The sequence below is a fragment of the Burkholderia sp. 10_S31 genome, from assembly GCF_056930375.1.
Genome location: NZ_JBXOWK010000003.1, coordinates 436,244 through 461,841 on the forward strand (window position 1 = coordinate 436,244; position 25,598 = coordinate 461,841).

General features: G+C 65.6%; 23 protein-coding genes. 10 read left to right on the forward strand and 13 right to left on the reverse strand.

The window, feature by feature from the left end; translation table 11 throughout:
• Positions 1-254 precede the first annotated feature (254 nt).
• The 5 genes from grpE to AC1Z3W_RS22035 all read left to right on the forward strand — a co-directional run bounded on the left by grpE (position 255) and on the right by AC1Z3W_RS22035 (position 6,711).
• Positions 255-800, forward strand: a complete 546-nt coding sequence (gene grpE, locus AC1Z3W_RS22015; RefSeq protein WP_483508425.1) for a nucleotide exchange factor GrpE — start codon at positions 255-257, stop codon at positions 798-800.
• A gap of 10 nt (positions 801-810) precedes the next feature.
• On the forward strand, positions 811-1,278 hold the full coding sequence (locus AC1Z3W_RS22020) for a thioredoxin family protein (RefSeq protein WP_483508426.1): 468 nt from the start codon (positions 811-813) through the stop codon (positions 1,276-1,278).
• Between the two features lie 147 nt (positions 1,279-1,425).
• Complete coding sequence (dnaK, locus tag AC1Z3W_RS22025; RefSeq protein ID WP_057926707.1) at positions 1,426-3,378, forward strand: molecular chaperone DnaK; 1,953 nt, start codon at positions 1,426-1,428, stop codon at positions 3,376-3,378.
• 254 nt (positions 3,379-3,632) lie between these two features.
• Positions 3,633-4,769 carry a molecular chaperone DnaJ gene (dnaJ, locus tag AC1Z3W_RS22030; protein ID WP_057926706.1) on the forward strand — a complete coding sequence of 379 codons (1,137 nt, stop codon included), beginning with the start codon at positions 3,633-3,635 and terminating at the stop codon, positions 4,767-4,769.
• A 4-nt stretch (positions 4,770-4,773) separates the two neighbouring features.
• Positions 4,774-6,711, forward strand: coding sequence for a chorismate-binding protein (locus AC1Z3W_RS22035; protein WP_483508427.1), 1,938 nt, complete (start codon positions 4,774-4,776; stop codon positions 6,709-6,711).
• Between the two features lie 7 nt (positions 6,712-6,718).
• Here AC1Z3W_RS22035 and AC1Z3W_RS22040 read toward each other — a convergent pair whose 3' ends face one another.
• From AC1Z3W_RS22040 to hda, 8 genes are all read right to left on the reverse strand, one after another.
• Positions 6,719-7,168, reverse strand: a complete 450-nt coding sequence (locus AC1Z3W_RS22040; protein WP_483508429.1) for an STY0301 family protein — start codon at positions 7,166-7,168, stop codon at positions 6,719-6,721.
• Positions 7,165-7,545 (reverse strand): BPSL0067 family protein, encoded by a 381-nt coding sequence (locus tag AC1Z3W_RS22045; RefSeq protein ID WP_483508430.1) that lies wholly within the window; start codon positions 7,543-7,545, stop codon positions 7,165-7,167. Before AC1Z3W_RS22045 ends, AC1Z3W_RS22040 begins: the two co-directional genes overlap by 4 nt.
• Before the next feature lie 188 nt (positions 7,546-7,733).
• Complete coding sequence (gene panB, locus AC1Z3W_RS22050; protein WP_483508431.1) at positions 7,734-8,549, reverse strand: 3-methyl-2-oxobutanoate hydroxymethyltransferase; 816 nt, start codon at positions 8,547-8,549, stop codon at positions 7,734-7,736.
• Positions 8,550-8,591: 42 nt separating this feature from the next.
• Positions 8,592-9,278, reverse strand: coding sequence for a deoxynucleoside kinase (locus tag AC1Z3W_RS22055; RefSeq protein ID WP_057926703.1), 687 nt, complete (start codon positions 9,276-9,278; stop codon positions 8,592-8,594).
• Positions 9,275-9,817, reverse strand: a complete 543-nt coding sequence (gene folK, locus AC1Z3W_RS22060) for a 2-amino-4-hydroxy-6-hydroxymethyldihydropteridine diphosphokinase (RefSeq protein WP_057926702.1) — start codon at positions 9,815-9,817, stop codon at positions 9,275-9,277. Before folK ends, AC1Z3W_RS22055 begins: the two co-directional genes overlap by 4 nt.
• 35 nt (positions 9,818-9,852) lie before the next feature.
• The gene (gene pcnB / locus AC1Z3W_RS22065; RefSeq protein WP_483508432.1) at positions 9,853-11,391 is read right to left on the reverse strand and encodes a polynucleotide adenylyltransferase PcnB; all 1,539 of its coding nucleotides are present in this window, start codon (positions 11,389-11,391) and stop codon (positions 9,853-9,855) included.
• Positions 11,392-11,396: 5 nt separating this feature from the next.
• On the reverse strand, positions 11,397-12,074 hold the full coding sequence (locus AC1Z3W_RS22070; RefSeq protein ID WP_124498266.1) for a histidinol-phosphatase: 678 nt from the start codon (positions 12,072-12,074) through the stop codon (positions 11,397-11,399).
• An 11-nt stretch (positions 12,075-12,085) separates the two neighbouring features.
• Positions 12,086-12,820: a DnaA regulatory inactivator Hda gene (gene hda / locus AC1Z3W_RS22075; protein WP_057926699.1), complete on the reverse strand. Its 735-nt coding sequence runs from the start codon at positions 12,818-12,820 to the stop codon at positions 12,086-12,088.
• A gap of 247 nt (positions 12,821-13,067) precedes the next feature.
• Here hda and purM point away from each other — a divergent pair, with 247 nt between their 5' ends.
• Together purM and AC1Z3W_RS22085 are read left to right on the forward strand one after the other, a co-directional pair.
• On the forward strand, positions 13,068-14,123 hold the full coding sequence (gene purM / locus AC1Z3W_RS22080) for a phosphoribosylformylglycinamidine cyclo-ligase (protein ID WP_483508433.1): 1,056 nt from the start codon (positions 13,068-13,070) through the stop codon (positions 14,121-14,123).
• 112 nt (positions 14,124-14,235) lie between these two features.
• A complete protein-coding gene (locus AC1Z3W_RS22085; protein ID WP_483508434.1) occupies positions 14,236-14,631 on the forward strand; it encodes a YybH family protein in 396 nt (131 codons plus the stop codon).
• A 66-nt stretch (positions 14,632-14,697) separates the two neighbouring features.
• Here AC1Z3W_RS22085 and miaA read toward each other — a convergent pair whose 3' ends face one another.
• Both miaA and mutL read right to left on the reverse strand, forming a co-directional pair.
• Positions 14,698-15,672, reverse strand: coding sequence for a tRNA (adenosine(37)-N6)-dimethylallyltransferase MiaA (miaA, locus tag AC1Z3W_RS22090; protein ID WP_483508436.1), 975 nt, complete (start codon positions 15,670-15,672; stop codon positions 14,698-14,700).
• Complete coding sequence (gene mutL, locus AC1Z3W_RS22095) at positions 15,669-17,675, reverse strand: DNA mismatch repair endonuclease MutL (protein ID WP_483508438.1); 2,007 nt, start codon at positions 17,673-17,675, stop codon at positions 15,669-15,671. Before mutL ends, miaA begins: the two co-directional genes overlap by 4 nt.
• Positions 17,676-17,850: 175 nt before the next feature.
• Between mutL and AC1Z3W_RS22100 the strand changes: the two genes are divergently transcribed.
• Positions 17,851-18,534 carry a DedA family protein gene (locus tag AC1Z3W_RS22100; protein ID WP_483508439.1) on the forward strand — a complete coding sequence of 228 codons (684 nt, stop codon included), beginning with the start codon at positions 17,851-17,853 and terminating at the stop codon, positions 18,532-18,534.
• 77 nt (positions 18,535-18,611) lie between these two features.
• Here AC1Z3W_RS22100 and AC1Z3W_RS22105 read toward each other — a convergent pair whose 3' ends face one another.
• Positions 18,612-19,424 carry a mechanosensitive ion channel family protein gene (locus AC1Z3W_RS22105; protein ID WP_057926693.1) on the reverse strand — a complete coding sequence of 271 codons (813 nt, stop codon included), beginning with the start codon at positions 19,422-19,424 and terminating at the stop codon, positions 18,612-18,614.
• A 281-nt stretch (positions 19,425-19,705) separates the two neighbouring features.
• On the opposite strand from AC1Z3W_RS22105, the gene AC1Z3W_RS22110 reads away from it, so the two are divergent.
• The gene (locus tag AC1Z3W_RS22110) at positions 19,706-20,488 is read left to right on the forward strand and encodes an SDR family NAD(P)-dependent oxidoreductase (RefSeq protein ID WP_483508441.1); all 783 of its coding nucleotides are present in this window, start codon (positions 19,706-19,708) and stop codon (positions 20,486-20,488) included.
• On the opposite strand, the gene AC1Z3W_RS22115 is transcribed toward AC1Z3W_RS22110, so the two are convergent.
• A complete protein-coding gene (locus tag AC1Z3W_RS22115) occupies positions 20,391-21,497 on the reverse strand; it encodes a glycosyltransferase family protein (RefSeq protein ID WP_244104944.1) in 1,107 nt (368 codons plus the stop codon). The genes AC1Z3W_RS22110 and AC1Z3W_RS22115 overlap by 98 nt on opposite strands.
• A gap of 663 nt (positions 21,498-22,160) precedes the next feature.
• On the opposite strand from AC1Z3W_RS22115, the gene AC1Z3W_RS22120 reads away from it, so the two are divergent.
• Positions 22,161-24,221 carry a capsular polysaccharide biosynthesis protein gene (locus AC1Z3W_RS22120; protein ID WP_483508442.1) on the forward strand — a complete coding sequence of 687 codons (2,061 nt, stop codon included), beginning with the start codon at positions 22,161-22,163 and terminating at the stop codon, positions 24,219-24,221.
• Here AC1Z3W_RS22120 and AC1Z3W_RS22125 read toward each other — a convergent pair.
• Positions 24,163-25,494: a capsule biosynthesis protein gene (locus AC1Z3W_RS22125; RefSeq protein ID WP_483508443.1), complete on the reverse strand. Its 1,332-nt coding sequence runs from the start codon at positions 25,492-25,494 to the stop codon at positions 24,163-24,165. The genes AC1Z3W_RS22120 and AC1Z3W_RS22125 overlap by 59 nt on opposite strands.
• Positions 25,495-25,598 lie beyond the last annotated feature (104 nt).

Below are 25,598 nucleotides of genomic sequence, written 5' to 3' on the forward strand. Positions count from 1 at the left end.
TAGTGCAGCCTCTAGGGCCGAGCTAGTACTTGCCTGGTAAGCGTTGTTACCGGCCGTTTCCGTCGATCTGGCGGCAAATGCGCGTAATTGGGCGGCGCGCGGCGCGGTTGTTTCGCGGCATTGGCGAATGCCGGCGAATAACCCTCTTGAAATTGCAGTTTTCGCCCTTATTTGCACCAACAATGTACGGTGCCGCCGGGTATACGGCCGGCGGTTGCCGATTTGGCTTCAACCTCTAATCGACTTTCAGCGACATGGAAAACACGCAAGAGAACCCGGCTACCCAATCGGCCGAAGACATCGGCAGCGAGAAGCAGGCGGCGCAAGGCGCTGCTCCCGCCGCCGAAGCAGCCGACGCGGCGCTCGCGGAGGCTCAAGCCAAGGTCGCCGACCTGCAGGAGAGCTTCCTCCGGGCGAAGGCCGAGACCGAGAACGTGCGCCGCCGCGCGCAGGAAGACGTCTCGAAGGCGCACAAGTTTGCGATCGAGAGCTTCGCCGAGCACCTGCTGCCCGTGCTGGACAGCCTCGAGGCCGCCGTCGGTGACACGTCCGGCGACATCGCGAAGGTGCGCGAAGGCGTCGAGCTGACGCTGCGCCAGCTGACGAGCGCGCTCGAGAAGGGCCGCGTCGTCGCGATCAACCCGGTCGGCGAGAAGTTCGATCCGCACCAGCACCAGGCGATTTCGATGGTGCCGGCCGAGCAGGAGCCGAACACCGTCGTCACCGTGCTGCAAAAGGGCTACATGATCGCCGACCGCGTGCTGCGTCCGGCGCTCGTCACGGTCGCCCAGCCGAAGTAAGGCTGCCGCGATGGTTCCTGCCGGCGTCGATCCGGCCGCGTTTGAAGCGTTCGGCATGCAGGCGCTGGCGCCCGACACGTTCGACGCCGCGATCGCCGGCGCCGGCGATGCCCCGCAGGAAGTCCCCTTGGGGGATGCGCTCGCCGTGGTGTTCTTCTGGGGCGTCGACTGCTTCAACTGCGAGATCGCGAAGAAGGCGATGCTCGCCCAGCCGGACGCGATCCGCGCGCTGGGCCTGAAGTGGTTCCATTGCAACGTGTACGAACACCACGAGCTGGGGCGCCGCTTCGGCCTGCACGGCGTGCCGACCTGGTTTTTCTTTCACCGTGGCAAGCGGCTCGGCCGCGCGACCGGCTGGCATGGCCTCGCGCAGTTCCAGGCGGCGGTGTCGGCGGCGCGCGCGAAGATCGTGGCGGCGGCCGGTGCGCCGTCGGAGCGCGATGGCGGCCCGCACGATCCAGCTACCGGCGGCGATTGAAAAAATTTAATATCCGCATCGCCTGGCGGGTCTTGAAAACGGATCGGCCGGACGCATTTCGGGAACAGAGTTGAATTCTGGCGCGCGAAACCGCCCAAAAACGTCGGGTTTCGCGCAGCAAACAAGCATTTCTGGAGATTAGGAAAAATGGGAAAGATCATCGGTATTGACCTCGGCACCACGAACTCGTGCGTCGCCATCATGGAAGGCAACCAGGTCAAGGTCATCGAGAACTCGGAAGGCACGCGCACGACGCCGTCGATCATCGCCTACATGGACGATAACGAAGTGCTCGTCGGCGCGCCGGCCAAGCGTCAGTCCGTGACCAACCCGAAGAACACGCTGTTCGCGGTGAAGCGCCTGATCGGCCGCCGCTTCGAAGAGAAGGAAGTTCAGAAGGACATCGGCCTGATGCCGTACGCGATCATCAAGGCCGACAACGGCGACGCATGGGTCGAAGCGCACGGCGAGAAGCTCGCGCCGCCGCAGGTTTCGGCGGAAGTGCTGCGCAAGATGAAGAAGACGGCTGAAGACTACCTCGGCGAGCCGGTCACGGAAGCCGTGATCACGGTGCCGGCGTACTTCAACGACAGCCAGCGCCAGGCAACCAAGGACGCCGGCCGCATCGCGGGCCTGGAAGTCAAGCGGATCATCAACGAGCCGACCGCTGCCGCGCTCGCGTTCGGCCTCGACAAGGCAGAGAAGGGCGACCGCAAGATCGCCGTGTATGACCTCGGCGGCGGCACGTTCGACGTGTCGATCATCGAGATCGCGGACGTCGACGGCGAAATGCAGTTCGAAGTGCTGTCGACCAACGGCGACACGTTCCTCGGCGGCGAAGACTTCGACCAGCGCATCATCGATTACATCATCGGCGAGTTCAAGAAGGAGCAGGGTGTCGACCTGTCGAAGGACGTGCTCGCGCTGCAGCGCCTGAAGGAAGCGGCCGAAAAGGCGAAGATCGAGCTGTCGTCGAGCCAGCAGACCGAAATCAACCTGCCGTACATCACGGCCGACGCATCGGGTCCGAAGCACTTGAACCTGAAGATCACCCGCGCGAAGCTGGAAGCGCTGGTCGAGGATCTTGTCGAGCGCACGATCGAACCGTGCCGCATCGCGATCAAGGACGCCGGCGTCAAGGTGTCGGACATCGACGACGTGATCCTGGTCGGCGGCCAGACCCGCATGCCGAAGGTGCAGGAGAAGGTGAAGGAGTTCTTCGGCAAGGATCCGCGCCGTGACGTGAACCCGGACGAAGCCGTCGCAGTCGGCGCGGCGATCCAGGGCCAGGTCCTGTCGGGCGACCGCAAGGACGTGCTGCTGCTCGACGTGACCCCGCTGTCGCTCGGTATCGAGACGCTCGGCGGCGTGATGACGAAGATGATCAACAAGAACACGACGATCCCGACGAAGCACGCACAGGTGTATTCGACGGCGGACGACAACCAGTCGGCCGTGACGATCAAGGTGTTCCAGGGCGAACGCGAGATGGCGGCAGGCAACAAGTTGCTCGGCGAGTTCAACCTCGAAGGCATCCCGCCGTCGCCGCGCGGCGTGCCGCAGATCGAAGTGACCTTCGACATCGACGCGAACGGCATCCTGCACGTCGGCGCGAAGGACAAGGCGACCGGCAAGGAAAACAAGATCACGATCAAGGCGAACTCGGGCCTGTCCGACGCCGAAATCGACCAGATGATCAAGGACGCGGAAGCGAACGCAGCGGAAGACCACAAGCTGCGCGAGTTGGCTGATTCGCGCAACCAGGGCGACGCGCTGGTCCACAGCACGAAGAAGGCGCTCACCGAGTACGGCGACAAGCTGGACGCGGGCGAGAAGGAAAAGATCGAAGCGTCGCTGAAGTCGCTCGAGGACGTCCTGAAGGATACGTCGGCCGACAAGGCGGCGATCGACGCGAAGGTCGAGGAACTCGGTCAGGCTTCGCAGAAGCTCGGCGAAAAGATGTACGCCGACATGCAGGCGCAGCAGGCCGGTGCGGCCGGTGCGGCGGGTGCAGCGGAAGGCGCGGCCCACGCGGGCGGTGCGCAGCAGGCTGCCGACGACGTCGTCGACGCCGAGTTCAAGGAAGTGAAGAAGGACTAAGCCGGGTTGCCATGGCACCGCACGCCGCGCGCGAAACGCGCGCGGCGCGGCTGAACAGCGGTCTGTCTTTCCCTTCCGGATGGCCGGATCGACTCCACGCCTGGCGGGCTTCGCGGCCCTCCGGGCACATTTGTTTTTTGGCGGGTGCTGCGCGAGCCGTCCGCGGACGGCGCAGCGCCAGACGAGTCGAGAGACTTTACTGCGGGCGAAAGGAGCCGCCGCGTGCGTGACGCGCGACGGCACAGTGAATCGATATGGCGAAACGGGATTACTACGAGGTTCTGGGCGTCGCAAAGAATGCGAGCGACGACGAAATCAAGAAGGCATATCGCAAGCTTGCGATGAAGTATCACCCTGACCGCAATCCGGACAACAAGGATGCGGAAGAGCATTTCAAGGAGGTGAAGGAAGCCTATGAAATGCTGTCGGACGACCAGAAGCGCGCGGCGTACGACCAGTACGGTCACGCGGGCGTCGATCCGAACATGGGTGGTGCGGGTGGCCAGGGTTTCGGCGGCTTCGCGGATGCGTTCGGCGACATCTTCGGCGACATCTTCGGTCAGGCCGCGGGCGGTGCCGCGCGCGGCGGCCGCGGCGGCCCGCAGGTGTATCGCGGTGCCGACTTGCGCTACAGCATGGAAATCACGCTGGAACAGGCCGCGCACGGCTACGACACGCAGATCCGCGTGCCGAGCTGGGTATCGTGCGAAGTCTGTCACGGGTCGGGCGCGAAGCCCGGCACGAAGCCCGAAACCTGCCCGACCTGTCATGGCCAGGGCACGGTGCGCATGTCGCAGGGCTTCTTCAGCATCCAGCAGACCTGCCCGAAGTGTCACGGCACCGGTACCTACATCCCCGAACCGTGCGCGCATTGCCACGGGTCGGGCAAGGTGAAGGAAACCAAGACGCTCGAAGTGAAGATCCCGGCCGGTATCGACGACGGGATGCGGATCCGCTCGGCCGGCAACGGCGAGCCGGGCATCAACGGCGGGCCGCCGGGCGACCTGTACGTCGAGATCCACATCAAGCCGCACTCGGTGTTCGAGCGCGACGGCGACGATCTCCACTGCCAGATGCCGATCCCGTTCACGACCGCCGCACTCGGCGGCGAGATCGAGGTGCCGACGCTGGCCGGCCGTGCGTCGTTCCCGGTGCCGGAAGGCACGCAGTCGGGCAAGACGTTCCGTCTGCGCGGCAAGGGGATCAAGGGTCTGCGTTCGAGCATCGCGGGTGATCTGTACGTACACGTGCAGGTCGAGACGCCCGTGAAGCTGACCGACCAGCAGCGCGACCTGCTCAAGCAGTTCGAGAAGTCGCTGGCCGAGGGCGGTGCGCGTCACAGCCCGCAGAGCAAGAGCTGGTTCGACCGAGTGAAGAGCTTCTTCGAGTAACGGCATGACTGAAGGCAACGAGGGCGCGTCATTCGCGCTCTTGGACGATTGCGACTCGACCGCGTCCGCGCGGTCGAGTCGTTTGTATTCCGGTTTCGTACGCGAACGCGTATGCACGGATCCGGCACGGCTCGACGAAGTCGATGCGGCGGTGGCGCAGGACCTGCGCGACGGGCTGCATGCGGTCGTCGTCGGCGATTACGAATTCGGACGCAATCTGGAAAGAGCGCAGCCGGGCCATGCCCCGCTGCGCTTTTTGCTGTATGCGCGCTGCGAGCGGCTGTCGCGTGACGAAGTCGACGCATGGCTCGCGCAGCAGGATGGCGGCGGCCCGCCGTCGATCGCGGGCGTCGCGCACGTCGCGAAGAGCGTGTCGCGCGACGCGTTCGACGCGGCAATCGGCGCGGTGCACGACGCGCTGCGCGCAGGCGATTCGTATCAGATCAACTACACGTACCGGCTGAATTTCGACATGTTCGGCACGCCGCTCGCGCTGTACCGGCGGCTGCGCGCGCGTCAGCCCGTGCGTTACGGCGCGCTGATCGCGCTGCCCGACGGCGCGTGGGTCGTGTCGTGCTCGCCGGAGCTGTTCGTCGAGAAGCGCGGCGACGTGCTGCGCGCGCGACCGATGAAGGGCACCGCGCCGCGCTCGGCCGATCCGCGCGAAGATGCGGCCGCGGCCGCGTTCCTCGCGAACGATCCGAAGAACCGCGCGGAAAACGTGATGATCGTCGATCTGCTGCGCAACGACGTGTCGCGGATCGCGCGCACGGGCACCGTCAAGGTGCCGGCGCTGTTCTCGGTCGAGCCGTATGCGTCGGTGTGGCAGATGACGTCGACGGTCGAGGCCGGCTGGCGCGATGGAACGACGTTCGCGCAGATGCTGCGCGCGCTGTTTCCGTGCGGATCGATCACCGGTGCGCCGAAGCACAAGACGATGGAATTGATCGACGCGATCGAGTCGACGCCGCGCGGGCTTTATACGGGCGCGATCGGCTGGCTCGATGCGCCGAAGGAAAACCGCTCGTCAGGCGATGCATCGCCTGACGGCGCGGCCGGCTGCGGCGATTTCTGCCTGTCGGTCGCGATCCGGACGCTGACGCTCGAAGCGGCCGATGTCGATGCCGGGGCAACGATCAACCCGCGCGACGCGGCAATGACTGCTGCCGGCCGGCGGCGCGGCACGATGGGCGTTGGCGCGGGCATCGTGCTCGACAGCGTCGCCGCCGACGAATATGCGGAGTGCGAATTGAAAGCACGATTCCTGACCGACGCCGATCCCGGCTTCCAGTTGTTCGAGACGACCGCCGCGACGCGCGCGGACGGCATCCGGCATCTCGAGCGCCATCTCGCGCGGCTGCAGCGCAGTGCCGATGCATTCGGCTTCCGCCTCGACGCCGATGCGTTGCGCCGCGAGATCGACGCGCGCTGTGCGGCGCTCGACGGCGACGGTCCGTACCGGATGAAGCTCGCGCTCGCGAAGGACGGCACGGTCGACATCACGGCCGCCGTACTGAAGCCGCTGCCCGCGGGGCCGGTTGGCGTGATGCTCGCGTCCGGGCACGGCTTCGCGTCGACCCGCACGGACGATGCATTGCTGCTGCACAAGACGACGCGCCGCGCCGAATTCGACCGTGCATGGCAGGCGGCGGAAGCGCTCGGCGGCTTCGACATGCTGTTCTTTAACGAGCGCGGCGAGTTGACCGAAGGTGGGCGCTCGAATGTGTTCGTGAAGCTTGATGGGGTGTGGGTGACGCCGCCGTTGTCGTGCGGCGTGCTGCCGGGTGTGATGCGCGGCGTGCTGCTCGACGATTTGGCACTAGGCGCAAAAGAGCGTGCGCTGACGCTCGACGATGTGCTGAACGCGGATGAGTTGATGATCTGCAATGCGTTGCGCGGGCCGATGGCGGCGCGGCTGATTCACGGCTGCGCACCGGCCTGAGCGCGGATTACTTCCGCGGCGTACATTGCCAGCTTTGTACGATGGCGTGCCCGCGTCTGTAGCGCGCGACGCACGTCTGTGCCTGTTTGCCCAGTGGCCGCGCGATCACGACGCTCGTATTGCCGTAGTCACACGAAATCCAGTAGTCTTCACGGTTTTCTGCGAGCGACCAGATATAAATATCGCTTTTAGACTCGGAGTGCGAGCGGTTCGGCAGCAACGACGTCATCCGATCCGGCGGCCCTGACCAGAAGGTGACGCTGGCAAGCGGATAGGTGCTTTGCGTGTCGAAGCTTTTCCAGCCATCAGGCGGTTGACCGTCGAGCTGCTGGGTAACGGCAAGGCGTGCAGGACAATCTGCTGTCGCAGCGGACGCGGGTACTGCGACGAGCGAACTGTATGCGAGCGCAGCGATGGCGAGCAGTCGACACGGTGTTTGGCGGATGAGCATCATCATTTCACGACCGAAAATGCATCGGCGTTATTGCTCGGATCGATGTAACGGCCATTTTTGTCCTTGCCTTTGAACGGAATGCATCTTCTCTGAATTGCCTTGAGTGAGCGCCATTGTTCAACGACGTGGATACCGCGCACATCCTGGCCGAGATAGAACGCCGCATGATTGCCGTGCGATCGGCTTGGGTAGCGATCGTTCTCGAAAGTTGCAATGACGGTTCCGGCGCGGATACTCCGGTCGCCGCTTGCTTTTTTTTCCGGTCGCCAGATGGCGGTGGGGCCGATGGAAGTATAAATTTTGACCAGCGCGACGCATTCTCCGTCGCCTGCCAGCTTTTGCCCGACGAGTTCAGCCGCCTTTTCATACATATGAGCCATCTTTTGGCACTCCTTCGATTGACGAAGGTTTGATGGTCGCAGCGACGAAGACGAGCAGAAATAGGACGAGTTAGAAAGTATGTGTTGTCCGGCAATGCAGTACGAGAACCGGCGTACCGCATTGCCGGACACTTCAGCGAGTGTGCCGCAGCGATCGCCGGCAGCGCGCCACGGCGCTGCCGTCCCGATCAGAACGAATGTTCCGCCCCCGGGAACGAACCGTCCTTCACCGCACGCACATAGGCTTCGACGGCTGCCTGGATGTTCGGCTGGCCCTGCATGAAGTCCTTCACGAAGCGCGGACGCTTGCCGGGGAAGATGCCGAGCATGTCGTGCAGCACCAGCACCTGGCCCGAGCAGTCGGCGCCCGCACCGATGCCGATCGTCGGCACGCGCAGCATGTGCGTGACCTCGGAACCGATGAGGGTCGGCACGGCCTCGAGCAGGACGACCTGCGCGCCGGCTTCCTCGACCGCGCGCGCGTCACGCAGCAGCTGCGCGGCGCCGGCCTCGGTCTTGCCCTGTACCTTGAAGCCGCCGAAAGCGTGCACCGACTGCGGCGTGAGGCCCACGTGCGCGCACACGGGCACCGCGCGTTCGACGAGGAAGCGGATCGTTTCGGCGAGCCATTCGCCGCCTTCGAGCTTGATCATCTGCGCACCGGCGCGCATCAGCTTGACGGCGCTCGCGAATGCCTCGGCCGGCGTGCCGTATGTGCCGAACGGCAGGTCGGCCATGATCAGCGCGCGCGGCTGCACGCGCGCGACGCACGCGGTGTGGTACGCGATGTCGTCGAGCGACACGGGCAGCGTAGTCGTGTGACCCTGCAGCACGTTGCCGAGCGAGTCGCCGATCAGCAGCACGTCGACGCCCGAGCGATCGAGCAGCGACGAGAAGCTCGCGTCGTAGCAGGTGAGCATCGCGATCTTCTCGCCGGCGTCGCGCATTGCCTGCAGCTTGGGCACCGTGACGGCAGGCCGGCTCGAGTCCTGGAGATAGGTCATGGGTAATCCGGTTCGATGATGAAAACGACGGGCGAGGACGCGTCAGCGCGTCGTCTCGCCCTTGACGAAGAATTCCTTGCGGCCGCGCATCGTCTCGATGCGCTCGATCAGCAGCGCGAGGTCTTCGGGGGAATCCAGCGGGTTCAGGTGTTCGGCTGCGACCGTCAGTACCGGCGTGCGGTCGTAGTGATAGAAGAATTCGTTGTAGGCGTCGACGAGCGAGCGCAGATACGCGTCGCTGATCTGCAGCTCCATCGGCAGCCCGCGCTTCTGGATGCGCGAGAACAGCACCTCGGGGCTCGCCTGCAGGTAGACGACGAGATCGGGCGCGGGGGCCTGCGGCACGTCGACGTGCGTCGCGACCGACCGGTACAGCTGCCATTCGTCTTCCGGCAGGTTCAGCCGCGCGAAGATGTCGTTCTTCTGCGGCATGAAATCGGCGATGACCGGGCGGCCCGTTTCGAGCGCGCCGATCAGTTCGCGTGCCTGCTGCGCGCGCTGCAGCGCGAACGACAGCTGCGCGGGCAGTGCGTAGCGCGCGGTGTCGCGATAGAAGCGCTCGAGGAACGGGTTGTCCTGCGGGCGTTCGAGCAGCGTCTGCATCGACCAGCGCTCGCCGAGCAGGCGCGCGAGCGTCGTCTTGCCGACGCCAATCGGGCCTTCGATCACGAGATAGCGATGCGGGGCGCGCAGGTCGGGGGCGGTGACGGTCAGCGGAGTAGTGTTCATCGGCAGCGGTTCTTGTCGGCATCTGCGCCGGCGGCAAGGGCCTTCTGCATCAGGCATTGGCAGGTCTGCACCTTCTCGACGCGCTGATCGGCGACGGCGGCGAGGAACGCATCGGCGCGGCCGCGCGCGGGGATGTCGAGCGCCGGGTCGATTTCGACGAGCGGCACGAGCGCGAATGCGCGGTCGGTGAGGCGCGGATGCGGGACGATCAGGTCGGGTTCGTCGATCGAATCGGTGCCGAACAGCAGGATGTCGAGGTCGAGCGTGCGTGGCGCGTTGCGATACGGGCGCTCGCGCCCGAAGTGATGTTCGATCTTCTGGCAGAGCGCGAGCAGCTCGCGGGCCGACAGCGTCGTGTCGAGCTTGACGACGCAGTTGTAGTAATCGTCGCCGCCGGCTTCGAAGGGCGCCGTGCGATACAGGCTCGACTTGCCGAGGATCGAGATGGTGCGCTGCTGCGCAAGGCACACCACCGCGTCCTTCAGGGTCTGGCGCGCATCGCCGAGATTCGCCCCCAGTCCGATATATGCAACCGTCATGGCATCACTTCCTACGTCGTTCGCCGGCGAGCGCGTCAGTCGTCGGAACCGTCTGCGGTGTCCGGCGCCTGCTCGGCTGCGCCTTCGTCCGGCTTGCGGTTTCGCGCACCGCCGCGGCGGCGCCGCTTGCGGGGTGATTTTTCCTTCGAGCCGCCCTGCGTGAGGAGTGTCTCACGGGCGGCCGCGTCGCCTTCGATGAAATCCGTCCACCACTGTCCGACTTCCGCATCGAGCTCGCCGGATTCGCAGCGTAACAGGAGGAAATCATACCCCGCTCTAAACCTTTGGTGTTCCAGCAGCCGCATCGCGCTGCGGCCCGAGCGTTTTTCGAGGCGCAGCTGCAAGCCCCAGATCTCGCGCATGTCGGCCGAGTAGCGCTTGTGGATCGCGAGCTTCTCGGTCTGCATGTCGAGCACGTCGTCCATCGCGCGATGGAGCGCCGGCACCGGGAATTCGCCTTCGGCCGTGTATTGCTCGAAGCGCTGGCGCATGTCGTGCCACAGCAGCGTCGCGAACAGGAAGCCCGGCGATACCGGCTTGCCGGCGCGCACGCGCGCGTCGGTGTTGTTCAGCGCGAGCGTGATGAACTTCTCGCCCTGCGGCTGTTCCAGCACGACGTCGAGCAGCGGCAGCAGCCCGTGGTGCAGGCCTTCCTTGCGCAACTGCTTCAGGCACGCGAGTGCGTGACCCGACAGCAGCAGCTTCAGCATTTCGTCGAACAGGCGCGCGGCCGGCACGTTGTTGATCAGGTCGGCGAGCGCGTTGATCGGCTCGCGCGTGTGCGGCTCGATCTCGAAGCCGAGCTTGGCCGCGAAGCGCACGACGCGCAGCATCCGCACCGGATCCTCGCGGAAGCGCGTGGCCGGATCGCCGATCATCCGCAGCAGACGGGCGCGCATGTCGGCCATCCCGTCGTGGTAGTCGAGCACCGTCTGCGTCGACGGGTCGTAGTACATCGCATTGATCGTGAAGTCGCGGCGCGCGGCGTCTTCGTGCTGTTCGCCCCAGACGTTGTCGCGCAGCACGCGGCCGCTGGCGTCCACCGCGTGCGTGCGGCGGTCGAGTTCGTCGCGCTTCAGGCGCTTCGGCGGCTCGGCGGCGGCCGCTTCGGGCGGCGCGTCGACCAGTGCGCGGAACGTCGACACCTCGATCAGTTCCTGGCCGAACTGCACGTGGACGATCTGGAAGCGGCGGCCGATCAGGCGCGCACGGCGGAACAGGCGCTGAACCTCGGTCGGCGTCGCATCGGTCGCGACGTCGAAGTCCTTCGGCGCGATGCCGAGCAGCAGGTCGCGCACGGCGCCGCCGACGATGAACGCGCGAAAGCCCGCCTGCTGCAGCGTGTCGGTCACGCGCACCGCGTTCTTCGAGATCAGTGCCGGATCGATCCGGTGCACGCTGGCCGGCACGACGGTCGGTTCGTGATTGCTGCGCGATTTCCTGGCGGCGCCGCTGCTGCGGCTACCCTTCGCGGCGCGCGGAGCGGGGGCCGTGTCGGCGGCGGGCGCCGCGGCGGGCGTCGTTTGTTCGGCGCCGTCCTGGCCGAGCAGCTTGCGAATGAATTTTTTGATCACGACGTTCAGAAGAGATCGAGGATGCGCCAGCCGCGGTCGCTTGCATGCGCGCGCAGCGTGTCGTCGGGGTTGGTCGCGATCGGGTCGGTGACTTTCTCGAGCAACGGGATGTCGTTGTGCGAGTCGCTGTAGAAGTAGCTGTGTTCGAAGTCGTCCCAGTGCTTGCCGAGCGACGCGAGCCACGCTTCGGTGCGCACGATCTTGCCTTCGCGATAGCTCGGCGTGCCGGTCGGCCGGCCCGTGTACGGCGAGTCGGGATGCCCGTCGGTCGTTTCGACCTCGCACGCGATCAGCGTGTCGACGCCGAACGCGGTCGCGATCGGACGCGTGATGAATTCGTTGGTGGCGGTCACGACGCAGCACAGGTCGCCGGCATCGAGGTGCTTGCGCACGAGTTCGAGCGCGGCGGGCGTCATCGCGGGGCGGATCACTTCATGCATGTACTGCTCGTGCCATTGCGCGAGCTGCGCGCGCGAGTACTTCGCGAGCGGCGTGAGCATCGCGCACAGGTACGCATGGATGTCGAGCTTGCCGGCCTTGTAGTCGGCGAAGAACTGGTCGTTCTGACGCGAGAAGCTTTCCGCGTCGACGATGCCGAGTTTCACCATGAAGCGACCCCATTCGTGGTCGCTATCGGTTGGGATCAGCGTGTGATCGAGGTCAAAGAGTGCCAGATTAGTCATGGGAGGGCATTTTACTCGAAGCGGTTCGGGCCTGTGCCCGGTGGTGCGATGTCGTCGCCGGGGCGTGCCAGCATCCGGCGCAGCAGCGGCAGCGTGACGGCGCGTTTCTGCTCGAGCGAGAAGCGGTCTAGCGCGTCGAGCAGCGCCATCAGGCTCGGCATGTCGCGGCGGAAATGGGTCAGCAGGTAAGCGGCGATGTCGTCGGTGAGCGCGATCCCACGCTCCTTCGCCGCCAGTTTCAGCACGGCGATCTTGCCGGCGTCGGACGGCGGCGACAGGTGGAACACGAGCCCCCAGCCGAGGCGCGTGCGCAGATCCTCGCGCACGTCGAGCGCGAGCGGTGCCGCGGGGCCCGCCGCGACGAACGCGCTCGACGGGTGCGCGCGGACCTCGTTGAACAGGTTGAACAGCGCGACCTGCTGCGTATCGCTCATCCGGTCGCAGTCGTCGATCGCGTAGATGCCGATGCGCGGGTCGAACGTGAACGCGCCGAGCGGGCTCTGCGGCGTGAGATAGCGAGCGTAGCCGTACGACGCGTCGCTCACGAGCGCCTGCAGCAGGTGGGTGCGGCCGCAGCCGGGCTCGCCCCAGATGTAGAACGACCGGTCGGGCACGGGCCCCGCCGCGAGCGCGAGGTCGAGCTTCTGGAGCCGCGAGATGAGCTCGTCGTTCTCCTCATTCATGATGAAGTTGTCGAACGTGGCCGGCGGCGGCGTGCCGAGATCGAGCGTCAGTTGACGGGACACAACAGTCACAATGCGGGTCGGTTGATGAAACGCGCGCCGTACGGCGGGCACGCGCGAGGGGCTGCTCCGGTGCCTGCACACGCGGCCGCACGCACGGCGGCGCGCGGGTTTCGGCGCGGCTCGCGTAGCGAAGAAAACGGGGACGTGTCGACCAAGATGCAATCCCTGACGATTCGGTGCTGGGAATTCCGGCCAACGGGCCGGCTTCGGGTAAAATCGCATTTTACCGACCTTCTCGCATTCCCCCATGAATCCTCCGAAATCCGCTCCCGACGCTCAGGGTCTGTCCTACCGCGACGCAGGCGTCGACATCGACGCGGGCGACGCGCTCATCGACAAGATCAAGCCTTTTGCGAAGAAAACCCTGCGCGACGGCGTGCTCGGCGGCATCGGCGGGTTCGGCGCGCTGTTCGAAGTGCCGAAGAAGTACAAGGAGCCCGTGCTCGTGTCGGGCACCGACGGCGTGGGCACCAAGCTCAAGCTGGCCTTTCATCTGAACAAACACGACACCGTCGGCCAGGATCTGGTCGCGATGAGCGTGAACGACATCCTCGTGCAGGGTGCCGAGCCGCTGTTCTTCCTCGATTACTTCGCGTGCGGCAAGCTCGACGTCGACACGGCCGCCACGGTCGTCAAGGGCATCGCGCACGGCTGCGAGCTGTCGGGCTGCGCGCTGATCGGCGGTGAAACGGCCGAAATGCCGGGCATGTACCCGGACGGCGAATACGATCTGGCCGGTTTCGCGGTCGGTGCGGTCGAGAAGAGCAAGATCATCGACGGCAGCACGATCGCCGAAGGCGACGTGGTGCTCGGTCTCGCGTCGAGCGGCATCCACTCGAACGGCTTCTCGCTCGTGCGCAAGATCATCGAGCGCGCGAATCCCGACCTGTCGGCCGACTTCCACGGCCGCTCGCTGGCCGACACGCTGATGGCGCCCACGCGCATCTACGTGAAGCCGCTGCTCGCACTGATGCAGAAGCTGTCGGTGAAGGGCATGGCCCACATCACCGGCGGCGGCCTCGTCGAGAACATTCCGCGCGTGCTGTGCGAAGGCCTCACGGCCGAGCTCGACCAGAACGCATGGCCGCTGCCGCCGCTGTTCAAGTGGCTGCAGGAGCACGGCGGCGTCGCCGATGCGGAAATGCACCGCGTGTTCAACTGCGGGATCGGGATGGCCGTGATCGTGTCGGCGGCGGACGCCGACGCGGCGATCGCCGACCTGACGGCCGCCGGCGAACAGGTGTGGAAGATCGGCACCGTGCGTGCGAGCCGCGAAGGCGAGGCGCAGACGGTCGTGGTCTGACGCACCGCAAGCAGGATGCAGCAAGGAAAGCCGCCCGGAGTCGATCCGGGCGGCTTTTTTTCTGGGGGGGTGCGGCCTGGCGTGGTGGCGCACCGCCCAAGGAGGAGCGACGATGACCGAAGACGAACACGCGATTCGCGATCTGGTGGAAACCTGGTTCGTGTCGAGCCGGCGCGGCGATCTGGCGACCGTGCTCGACCTGATCGCCGACGACGCGATTTTCATGGTGGCCGGCAAGCCGCCGTTCGACAAGGCGGCGTTCGCGGCCGTGTCACGCGACGCGCATGCGGCGGCCGGCAACGGGCCGAAAATCGACGGCCGTTACCGGATCGACGAGTTGCGCGTGATGGGCGACTGGGCGTACCTGCGCAATTTCCTCGAGATCGACGTGACGCCGCCCGGTGGCGATACCGTGCGCCGCTCCGGCCATACGTTGACGATCTTTCGCAAGCTGGACGGCCGCTGGCAGCTCACGCGCGACGCCAATCTCGTGACGCTCGCGCACTGAGCGAGGCGGCGTGAGTGCCTCCGGGCGGCTGGCCGCCGTGCACGCGGCGGGGCCGCGAGCGGCGAATCAGGCCGGCAGGTGCTCGTCCAGCACGCGTTCGAGCGTGTCGAGTGCCTGCGCCGTCGCATCCGGCGCGACGCAGTCGACGACGATCCGCTCGGGCATCGCGCGCAGCCACGTGATCTGCCGTTTGCACAGCTGGCGCGTCGCGAAGATGCCCTTGTCGCGCATGGTCCGGTAGTCGGTGTCGCCGTCGAGGAATTCCCATGCCTGCCGGTAGCCGACGCAGCGCATCGACGGCAGGCCGAGATGCAGATCCTCGCGGCGGCGCAGACGTTCGACCTCGTCGATGAAGCCCGCGTCGAGCATCGCGTCGAAGCGTTGCGCGATGCGCGCGTGCAGCACCGCGCGGTCCGACGGTTCGAGCGCGACCGGCACGAAGCGGTACGCGGCGGCCTCGTCGTCCGCGCGCCGCGGCGCGGCGAGCAGCACCGACATCGGCTGACCGCTCAGCATGAACACTTCGAGCGCGCGCTGGATCCGCTGCGAATCGTTCGGCGCGAGCCGCGCGGCCGTCGCGGGATCGACCTGCGCGAGCCGCGCATGCAGGGCGGGCCAGCCGTCGCGCTCGGCGTCGGCGTCGAGCGCCGCGCGCACGGCCGGATCGGCGGTCGGCAGGTCGTTGAGGCCTTGCGTCAGCGCCTTGTAGTACAGCATCGTGCCGCCCGCGAGCAACGGCGTGCGGCCGCGTGCGGCGATCTCGCCGATCAGGCGCAGCGCGTCCGCGCGGAATTCGGCCGCCGAATATGCATCGGCCGGGTCGATGATGTCGATCAGATGGTGCGGCACGCTCGCGCGCTCGTCACGCGTCGGTTTCGCGGTGCCGATATCCATGTCGCGGTAGACGAGCGCCGAATCGACGCTGACGATCTCGATCGGGCGGCGCGCGGCGAGCGCCAGCGCGGCGGCCGTCTTGCCCGATGCGGTGGGGCCGAGCAGGCAGGCGATCGTCGTCGGACGGGACTGCGGTGAATCGCTCATTGCCCGCGCATGAAGAGGCGGTCGAGATCGTTCAGCGTGAGCTGATACCACGTCGGCCGGCCGTGATTGCATTGATCCGCGCGCTCGGTTGCTTCCATCTGGCGCAGCAGCGCATTCATCTCGTCGAGCGTCAGACGCCGGTTCGCGCGCACCGCGTGGTGGCACGCGAGCGTGCCGAGCAGCTCGTGCTGGCGCTCGGTGAGCACGCGCGAGCCGCCGAACGCGTGCAGGTCGGCGAGCACGGCGCGCGCGAGCGACTGCAGGTCCGCGTCCTTCAGCAGCGCGGGCACCGCGCGGATCGCGAGCGTCGTCGGCGACAGCACCGCGAGGTCGAAGCCGAGCGATTCGAGCGTGTCGCGTTCTTCCTCGACCGTGCCGATCTCGACCGGCGTCGCCGTCATCGATACCGGCAGCAGCAGCGACTGCACGGCGACCGTGCGGTCGGCCAGCGCGTTCTTGAACTGTTCGTACAGGATCCGTTCGTGCGCCGCGTGCATGTCGACGATCACGAGGCCGTGCGCGTTCTGCGCGAGCACGTAGATCCCATGGATCTGGCCGAGCGCGAAGCCGAGCGGCTGCTCGTCGTGCGCGCTGGCAGCGAGCGGCGACGCGACGAAACCCGGCCGCGGCGCGACCGGTGCGTCGGCTGCATCCGCCGAATCGCGCGCGACGATCGTCGTGCCGCCCGGTGTGCCCGCGCCCGTGTCCTTGCGGCCGAACAGCGCGTCGTAGAGTGCGAGCGGTTGCGCGACCGGCAGCGTGCCCTGCGTCATGCGCGCCTGGCGCATCCACGTGTTGCCCGTCGGCGAAGACGACGAAGACGACGGCGAGGCGGGCGAGAAGCCGCTGCCGCCCGTGCCGGTGGCTGCGCCCTGGCCGAGCGGGGTATTCAGGAACGACGCGGGGCCGCTCGGCGCGGGTGAGAGTTGCGCGGCATGGCCGCCCGCGGTGGTTTCCGGCGACGCGCCCGCATGACGGGCGAGTGCGCGCTGCACCGCATGGAAGACGTACTGGTGGATCGAGCGCGAATCGCGGAACCGCACTTCGATCTTCGACGGGTGCACGTTCACGTCGACCGCTTCGGGCGGCAGGTCGAGGAACAGCACGTACGACGGGTAGCGATCGCCGTGGAGCACGTCCTCGTAAGCGGCGCGCACCGCGTGCGTGAGCAGCTTGTCGCGCACGAAGCGGCCGTTGACGAAGAAGTATTGCTGGTCGGCGCGGCCGCGGCTCGCGGTCGGCAGGCCCGCGCAGCCGTAGACGGCGAGCGGCCCGGCCTGTTCGTCGAGTGGCAGGTGCGCGGTCGCGAAGCCGTCGCCGAGGATCTTCGCGACGCGCTGCGCGGGTTCGGTCGCGTTCCAGTGCTCGACGGCCTTGCCGTTGTGCAGCACCGAGATCGCGACGTCCGGCCGCGCGAGCGCCGCGCGGCGGATCATTTCGAGGCAGTGGCCGAACTCGGTCTGCTCGCTTTTCAGGAATTTGCGGCGCGCGGGCGTGTTGAAGTACAGCTCGCGCACTTCGATCGTCGTACCGACCGCGCCGGCGGCCGGCGACAGCGCACCCGTGGTCGCGTCGATTTTCGTCGCATGCGCGAGCTCGGCCGTGCGGCTCGTGATCGACATCTCGGCGACCGACGCGATCGACGCGAGCGCTTCGCCGCGAAAACCCAGCGTTGCGACGGCCTCGAGCTCCTCGAGCGAGCGGATCTTGCTCGTCGCGTGGCGCATCAGCGCGAGCGGCAGCTCGGCGGGCGGAATCCCGCAGCCGTCGTCGGTGATCGAGATGCGCTTGACGCCGCCTTCCTCGAGCACGATGCGCAGCGTCGTCGCACCGGCGTCCATCGCGTTCTCGAGCAGCTCCTTGACGACCGACGCCGGGCGTTCGACGACCTCGCCGGCAGCGATCTGGCTGATCAGCTGGTCGGGCAGGGGCTGGATCGCGCGCAGCGGGCGCGGAGCGGGGGCGGGTGCGGCGCCCGCGGCCGTTTCGGTGATTTCGGACATGGCCGAATTATAGCGAGGCCGCGAGGGCGTGCCGGGGCCGCGAACGGTTACGTTTTTTCACGGAGCCTTAAGGTAGTTTCGGTATCATGGGGCTCAGTTGCGCGCGCCGCCTTGTCCGGCGGGCACTTCCGCTTTTTCCGGCCGTTCCGGCCCTTTCGCCTTCGAGGAATCGCATTTGGATACGCTGCTTCATTTCGTCAACCTGGTCCTGCATATCGACGCGTTCCTCGGCGACTTCATCCGGCAGTACGGCGCATGGGTGTACCTGGTGTTGTTCCTGATCGTGTTCTGCGAGACGGGGCTCGTCGTATTGCCGTTCCTGCCGGGCGATTCGCTGCTGTTCATCGGCGGCGCGTTCGCGGCGACGGGCGACATGAACGTCGGCGCGCTCATCATGCTGCTGCTCGTCGCGGCGATTACCGGCAACACCGTGAACTACCTGATCGGCCGCTGGATCGGCCCGAAGGTGTTCAATACCCATATCCCGGTGCTCGAGCGCTTCCTCGATCGCGCGGCGCTGCAGAAGACTCACTCGTTCTACGACAAGCACGGCGGCAAGACGATCGTGCTCGCGCGCTTCATCCCGGTCGTGCGCACGTTCGCGCCGTTCGTTGCCGGCGCGTCGTCGATGAGCTTCGCGCGCTTCCAGCTGTTCAACGTGATCGGCGCGCTGGTCTGGGTGCTGCTGCTGGTGCTGCTCGGTTACTTCTTCGGCAATATTCCGTTCATCCGCCAGTACCTGAACGTGATCGTGCTGGCGGGGATCGGCGCGGCGATCGTGCCGGTTGCGCTTGGCGCGCTGTGGAAGCTGGTGCGCGGGCGGCACTCGGACAGCACGCAGAAGACAGGCGGTCGCTGAGCCGGCGCGTTTTCCTTTCTTGCAATAAAAAAGCGTGGCGGTTGTGAACTGCCACGCTTTTTTTTCGTCCGTGCGGTTCAGGTAGTGCGATGCGAGATCGGCGTTTCGGGCGTCGGGTATTGCGCGTCGCGGAACGTTTCGAGGATCACGCGGTTGGTATCGCAGTACACCTGCCAGTAGTTCTCCGGCTGCGTCGACGGGCGCACGAACAGCAGCGGGCCTTCCGGCGTGAACTGCAGCACGCCGACGTCCGGTGCCGGCACTTTCATCACGTTCGGGATCAACTGGATCTGCGTCTTCAGGCGGTTGATCGCATCGACTGCGTCGACGCTGTTCGCGATCTTCGCGGTCAGGTCGACGCGGCGATGCGGCGTCGCGCTGTAGTTCGCGATGTTGTCCGAGAAGATCTTGTTGTTGCCGACGATCGTCACGATGTTGTCGGCGGTGATGATCGTCGTGCCGAACAGGCCGAGTTCCTTCACAGTGCCCGTGACGCCGCCCGCGCTGATGACGTCGCCGATCTTGAACGGACGCAGCACCTGCATGAACACGCCGGCGGCGAAGTGCGCGAGCAGGCCGCCCCAGGCGGTGCCGATCGCGAGGCCGAGGCCGGCGAGCAGCGCGGCGAACGACGTGGTCTGCACGCCGAAGACCTGCAGGATCGCGAGGATCAGCAGGATCGTCAGCAGCACGCTGACGACCGAAGTCAGGTAGTCGGTGAGCGTCGGGTCGACCTTGCCGCTGCGGCGCACGACCTTGCCGAGCAGGCGGGTGCCGATGCGGATCGCCCAGCGGCCGATGAACCACAGGACGATCGCGGCGAGGAGGTTGAGGCCGAAGTCGAGGCCGCGGGTCATCAGGAATTGCTGGGCGGATTCTAGGTTCAGCATGGGGGCTCCATAAATGGAAAGGGGCCGGCAGGCGGCTTTGCGACGAAGGGTTATAACCGAAGAGAAGACGACCGAGGATGAACGAGTGTTAAACCACGAGCGGCGTGGCGGGAATTGCAGACGTCTCCCGGCGTTTATGCCGACGCGCGGGCTTGCCGGAGCCAGCGGATTGCCGCGCCGGCTGTTTGGGGAAAATATTCTATGAATCGTGCGCGTTTTTTGTGAAGCATGTCAGATAATGCTGCCGAAAATATCACTTTCCAAAGCCATATTTCTCGACCATGCCTACACAAAAAAAAAGGGTTCCGCGCTGCGTGCTGATTACGGGTGCAACGGGCGGCATCGGTTCAGCACTGGCGCAGGAATATGCGCGAGCCGGCTCGGCCGTACTCATTTTGCACGGTCGCAACACCACGCTGCTGCAGCAGGTTAGCGACGCGTGTACCGCGCTCGGTGCGCGCGTCGTCACGGCGGTATTCGATGTTCGCGACCACGACAGGCTGCGAAGCTGGATCAGCGAAATGAGCGCGGCCGAAGCGCCCGATCTCGTGATTGCCAATGCCGGCGTCAACATCAATACCGGCCCTGCACATCAAGGCGAAGACTGGGAAGACATGCACCGTCTGCTGGACGTGAACGTGAAGGCCAGCATGGCCACCGCTCATGCGGCAATGCCCGCGATGCGCGCGCGCCGCGGCGGGCAGATTGCGTTGATCAGTTCCCTTGCCGCATGGCGAGGCTTGCCCGAGACGCCGAGCTACAGTGCGAGCAAGGCCGCGGTGAAGGCTTACGGGGAGGCGATGCGCGACGGGCTGGCGGCAGAGGGCGTGAAGGTCAACGTCGTGATGCCCGGTTACGTCGAATCGCAGATGTGCTTCGACATGCCCGGGCCGAAGCCTTTCCTGTGGAGAGCGCCAAAGGCGGCACGCGTGATACGTCTCGGCCTGCGCGCCAATCGCGCGCGAATCAGCTTCCCATTCCCGCTGAATCTGGGATGTTTCCTGCTGGCAGGAATACATCCGGCCGTGTCCGGCTGGTTCCTGAGTCGGCTGGGTTACGAGTAAGCGTGATTTGCGCGGGCGCGGTGCGGGTGAGTTCGATCGGCACCGCCTGACCGACAGGCCGCTGCAGCAGTGCCTGTGCGGCCACGCGCAGCGCATGGAGCCGGGCCGGATCGCTGGCCAGCGCGCATAACGCTTCCACCCAGCTTTGCGGATCGTTGTCGAGCAGCAGGCCGTTCTCGTCGTGCCGAATCACCTCGTGATACGGGCCGGTAGCGGCATACAGCCCCACCGCCCGGCAGCGGGCGATGTCGTAGGCCTTTACGTGTGCGCGGGCAGCGTTGAATGCCGACGGCAGCAGCGGGGCGAGGCCGATATGACCGTCGAGCAGACGGCAATGGCCGCGGTAGTTGACCCAGTCCATCGGATGCACAACTCGGGTGCGCGGCAGGCCGCGATAGAGCACGTTCACCGCATGCGAGCCGATCAGCTCGAAATGGATGTTCGAACAGCGCGCGAGCACTTGCGCCATGATCGGCTGCAGCCACGAGATCTCGGCTTCGTGGGCGGCGCTACCGTGATAGAACACGAGGATCGGCGATTCCGCCGATGCGCTGCGCACCCGCTGCGTGCGCGCATCTTCGGGCAGCGCGCGCGGCGTCACGAGTGTTGCTGCGCGATCCGGATAGCGATCGCGAAGCGCCTGCGTGGAAAACCAGTATTCCGTCGCAAGGTCGCGGATGTCGTCAGTATGCGCATGGCAGTATTTGCGGAGTTTTTTCACGTACGGCCGCGGCAACCCGTTCCATGACCGCGGATGCAGCAAGTCGTCGTCCATGAAATAGACGATGCGTGCCAGTTGCACGCGATGGATGCGCAGCGCCCGCGCCCATCGCGCATTCAGGTAGCGGATGATGATGACCGCCGTTCCCGGCGCGAGGTCGCCGGGCTCCGGAAATGCGCTGTCCAGGTTCTTGTAGACGACGGGCAGCCCGAGCTCACGCAGGCGCGGGAGCACGTAATAATCCGTGGACGGATTTTCGCCTTGATGCAAAACCAGCCAGCGCTGCACCGCCGTGTTGTGACGGAGGTGAGACGGGCCGTGCGCCGATTTTCGGTATAGGAGCCTGCGCAACATCAGGATATTAAATACGTGTGGTTGGTCGGTGCGCGTTGTCGCAGCTTATGCAGAATCGGTCTCGACATGAGCGGCGACTTTGGTTTTTTCGGTGATTCGAGGATTCTAAAGACATTTGATTGTGCGTGCGTTACCGATGGCATCAAATTTATATGGGGTCATCTTCGTAACGATTTAAATCCCAAAGCCGACCGCGTTTATGCAAGCGACGCGACGCGGGTGTCGTGCGGGCCTCCAGGGCCGCCCAGCGGCGGGAAGGCGCCTCCCGAGCGAATAAATCGGATTTCCTGCGGCTTCGAGCGGCCGGCCCGTTAAAATACCGGCCACGAGCCGGCCGGGTAGCGGCGAACAGTGGACAAGTACAATTCGAGTGCGTCAGCAGCGTGAGGAAGTGCGCAGCGATCGCGTGAATTGCGTCCACGGGCAGCATCTCTGCCGCCGCCGTCGGGTTGCGTGAACCGATACTCGATTGCACGCTCGACACGAAGAACCACATGAGCACACCGATATTCCATTATTCCGGCTTCGCGGCAAAACCCACCGCTTTCGGCAATTGCCGGATCGTGCGGGCGCTTGCGGCCATATTTGTCGAGGCTCGTGTCTTTGACTGATTTTTCTGTTGCCCGGGGCGAAGTCGCCGGACAGGCGCTGCCCGATGCATTGGCGGGTTCGCTGCCGACGGCCTATACACAGGCGCCGGGCGTGAACCGCATCCCGACACTCGCCGCGTTGCTCGACGATTTCCAGTTGCACTACCGGTCGGTCGGCGAACCGGTGGCCGGCGCGGGCGTGCTCGCCTGGGGGCGCCGCCCGAGCGCACTGGCGGCTCAACGCTATGCGCAGAAGCACGGCCTCGCCGTCTATCACATCGAAGACGGCTTTTTGCGCTCCGTCGGACTCGGCAAGGACGATCCGCCGCTCGCGATCATTTTCGACGATATCGGGCTTTATCTCGATGCGAGTCAGCCGTCGCGGCTCGAGTCGCTGATCGCGCAGCCGCTGCGCGACGACCAGATCGTACGGGCCCGCGCACTGGCCGCAGCGTGGCGGGATGGCCGCGTGTCCAAGTACAACCATAGTCGCGACCTGGGCAGGGCATTGCCCGATGGATGCGTATTGGTCGTGGACCAGACGCGCGGCGATGCATCGATCTCCTGCGGTCTCGCCGATGCCGCCAGTTTTCACCGGATGCTCGCGGCCGCGCTGCACGAGCATCCCGATCGCACCATCCTGCTCAAGGTCCATCCTGACGTCGTGTCCGGCCGCAAGCACGGCCACTTCGATCTCGATGCGGTGCGGGCGATGCCGCGCGTGCAGGTGCTGGACGACAATGTGCATCCGGCCAGCCTGCTGCCGCTGGTGCACGAGGTGTATACCGTCACGTCGCAACTCGGCTTCGAGGCGCTGATGTGGGGGGTGCCGGTGCGCGTCTTCGGCATGCCGTTCTATGCGGGCTGGGGACTGACGCGGGACGCATTGCCGGCGCCCGCGCGACGTGGCGCGGCCACGCTGGAACAACTGGTTCACGCGGCGCTGATCGATTACTGCCGCTACGTCGATCCGGAAACCGGCGAGCGCTGCGAGGTCGAAACCGTGCTGGCATGGCTGGCGTTGCAGCGGCGGATGCGACAGCGATTTCCCGTCGATATCGATGCGCTCGGCTTTTCCGGCTGGAAGAAGGACTATGTGCGTCAATTCTTCGGCGGCAGCGCCGTTCGTTTTCGGTGGCGCGTGCCGCGCGCGATCGACCGCGCGGTTGCCACATGGGGGCGCAAGCTCGACGACCGGCTCGCGCCCGCGCTGTCCACAACGCAAAAGGTCATCCGCGTCGAGGACGGCTTCGTGCGCTCCGTCGGCCTCGGGGCCGATCTGACTCGTCCGCTGTCGTGGGTGCAGGACGACGTCGGTATCTATTACGACGCCACGCGGCCTTCGCGGCTGGAAACGCTGCTCGCGCAAACCGCGTTCACGCCCGAACTGCTCGAGCGCGCGGCGGGTCTGCGCCAGGCCATTTGCGACGCGGGCATTACCAAATACAACCTCACCGGACACGCGAACTGGGTTCGTCCGGAGGGCAGGCGCGTGATTCTTGTGCCCGGACAGGTCGAGACCGATGCGTCGATTCGCTTCGGTGCGTCCGGGATTCGCGGCAATATGGATCTGTTGCAGGCCGTGCGTGCTGCCAATCCCGATGCGTATCTGCTGTACAAGCCGCACCCGGACGTGATGGCTGGCCTGCGCAAGATCGGGCGTGGCGAGAGCGACGCGGCGCAGTGGTGCGACGAGACGATTGGCTCAGTGTCGTTTCACCAGTTGCTCGGCAGCGTGGACGAAGTCCATGTGCTGACGTCGCTGGCCGGATTCGAGGCGCTGCTGCGCGGCGTGAAGGTGGTGACTTATGGGCAGCCGTTCTATGCGGGCTGGGGTGTGTCGCACGATGCGGGATTGACGGAACCGGTGCGTCAGCGGCGCGACCGTATGCTGACGCTCGACGAGCTCGTTGCCGCCGCGCTGATTCTGTATCCCACGTACGTGAGCCGAACGACGAGACGCTTCACCACGCCGGAGCGTGCGCTGCAGGAACTCGTCGAATGGCGTGCTACGCCGCGGGTGCCACGTTGGCGGCACTGGGTCGCGCGGCTGTTTCGGGAGGCTTAGCGACCGGGCGTGTACCTGCCGGCTCGATGCCGCTGCCTTTCAACGAACCGAAGATCGGAACGTTCGACCGCAGCGCGCGATCGAGTCGCGGTGGAGGATCGACAAAGGCGCCCTGGCCGTTGACTGCGTCGTTCATCACGCGGCGCACGATTTCGACGCACGCTGCGTCGCGGCCCGCACGGTTGTAGAACGAGCCATGTATCTGTACGGTGGCGGCAATCGCCGCCACGAAGTCGTTGAGCAACGGTTTATTGACGCGCTCGGGCCTGGTCCAGAACGTTTCCAGCGAACCCTGGTGCGTGAGGCCCGCAATGTCGTACATCGCCATGCCGAGCACTTTCACCGGGCAATTGGCGCGCAAGGCATGCAGGCCCACGGTCGAATTCACCGCAATGACACCTTTGCTGTGCTTGATCGTGCGCTTGAGGTCGCAGTCCGTCACGGCAATGACGCGCGACGCTACGTCGTACCGTTTTGCCGTGCGCGCGACGAATTTCTCCCAGCGCTCCATGCCATTGTCGAGCGGATGCAGCTTGATGATCAGCGAGCCGTCCTGCGGAGCGTGCTGCGCGAACGACGCAATGACTTCCTCGATTACTTGCCGCTGATCGCTGTACGCGGAATTGGCGCGCAACTGGTAATCGGCCTGCATTTGCAGCGCGAGCATCCAGTAGCGAGCGCCCGAGTGGCGCAATACGTCGGCGGCGGCGACCCGCGCGGGCTCATGCAGACGTTGGCCGATCATGCGCGGCAGCCAGCGCAGATAGTCGAGTAATGGCAGGTAATATTTGTCGGTACGATAGAGCGGGAAAAAATATGGCACCAGCGAGGTCAGGAGGTTATAAAGCACCTCGTTAAACGCTTCTTGCCCGAAACTGTGCGAATAGTGCTTGGTGTCCGGCTTGAATGGCCCGACGCGGCGGGCAATTGCGCGGATCGCCTTCGGGTCGGTGGGGAAGTGTGACAGCGTGCCCATGCCGCCTCGCTCGAGGGTGAGCCAGTCGGGGCGCAAGTAGCCGAATTCGATCGAGTATGTGCGAATGCCGAGCGACTCGGCGACTTCGCGCGCGACCGCATGATAGGGCAGGCGGTCGGCAAAGTAGAAGATGTCGGTGATCTCGTGGCGCACCAGATAATCGCGCAGAAAATCCGCCCAGCGGCTAAAGCGGCCGCGGTAGTTGGCCGCGCCCGGTTTGCGCCAGTAGGCCCAGTCCCCCAAGGAAAGATTGATTCGATGCGTGCGCACGAGTGCGGCATCGAAGTGGTCGCTCAACTGACGCCAAAAAAGCGACGGAGGCCCCTGGAGAAATAGTATGGATCTGCGCATGTTTGAGACTTCTAGGTTTTTTCTAGTCTTCCTTTTCTGACTGTGAATTA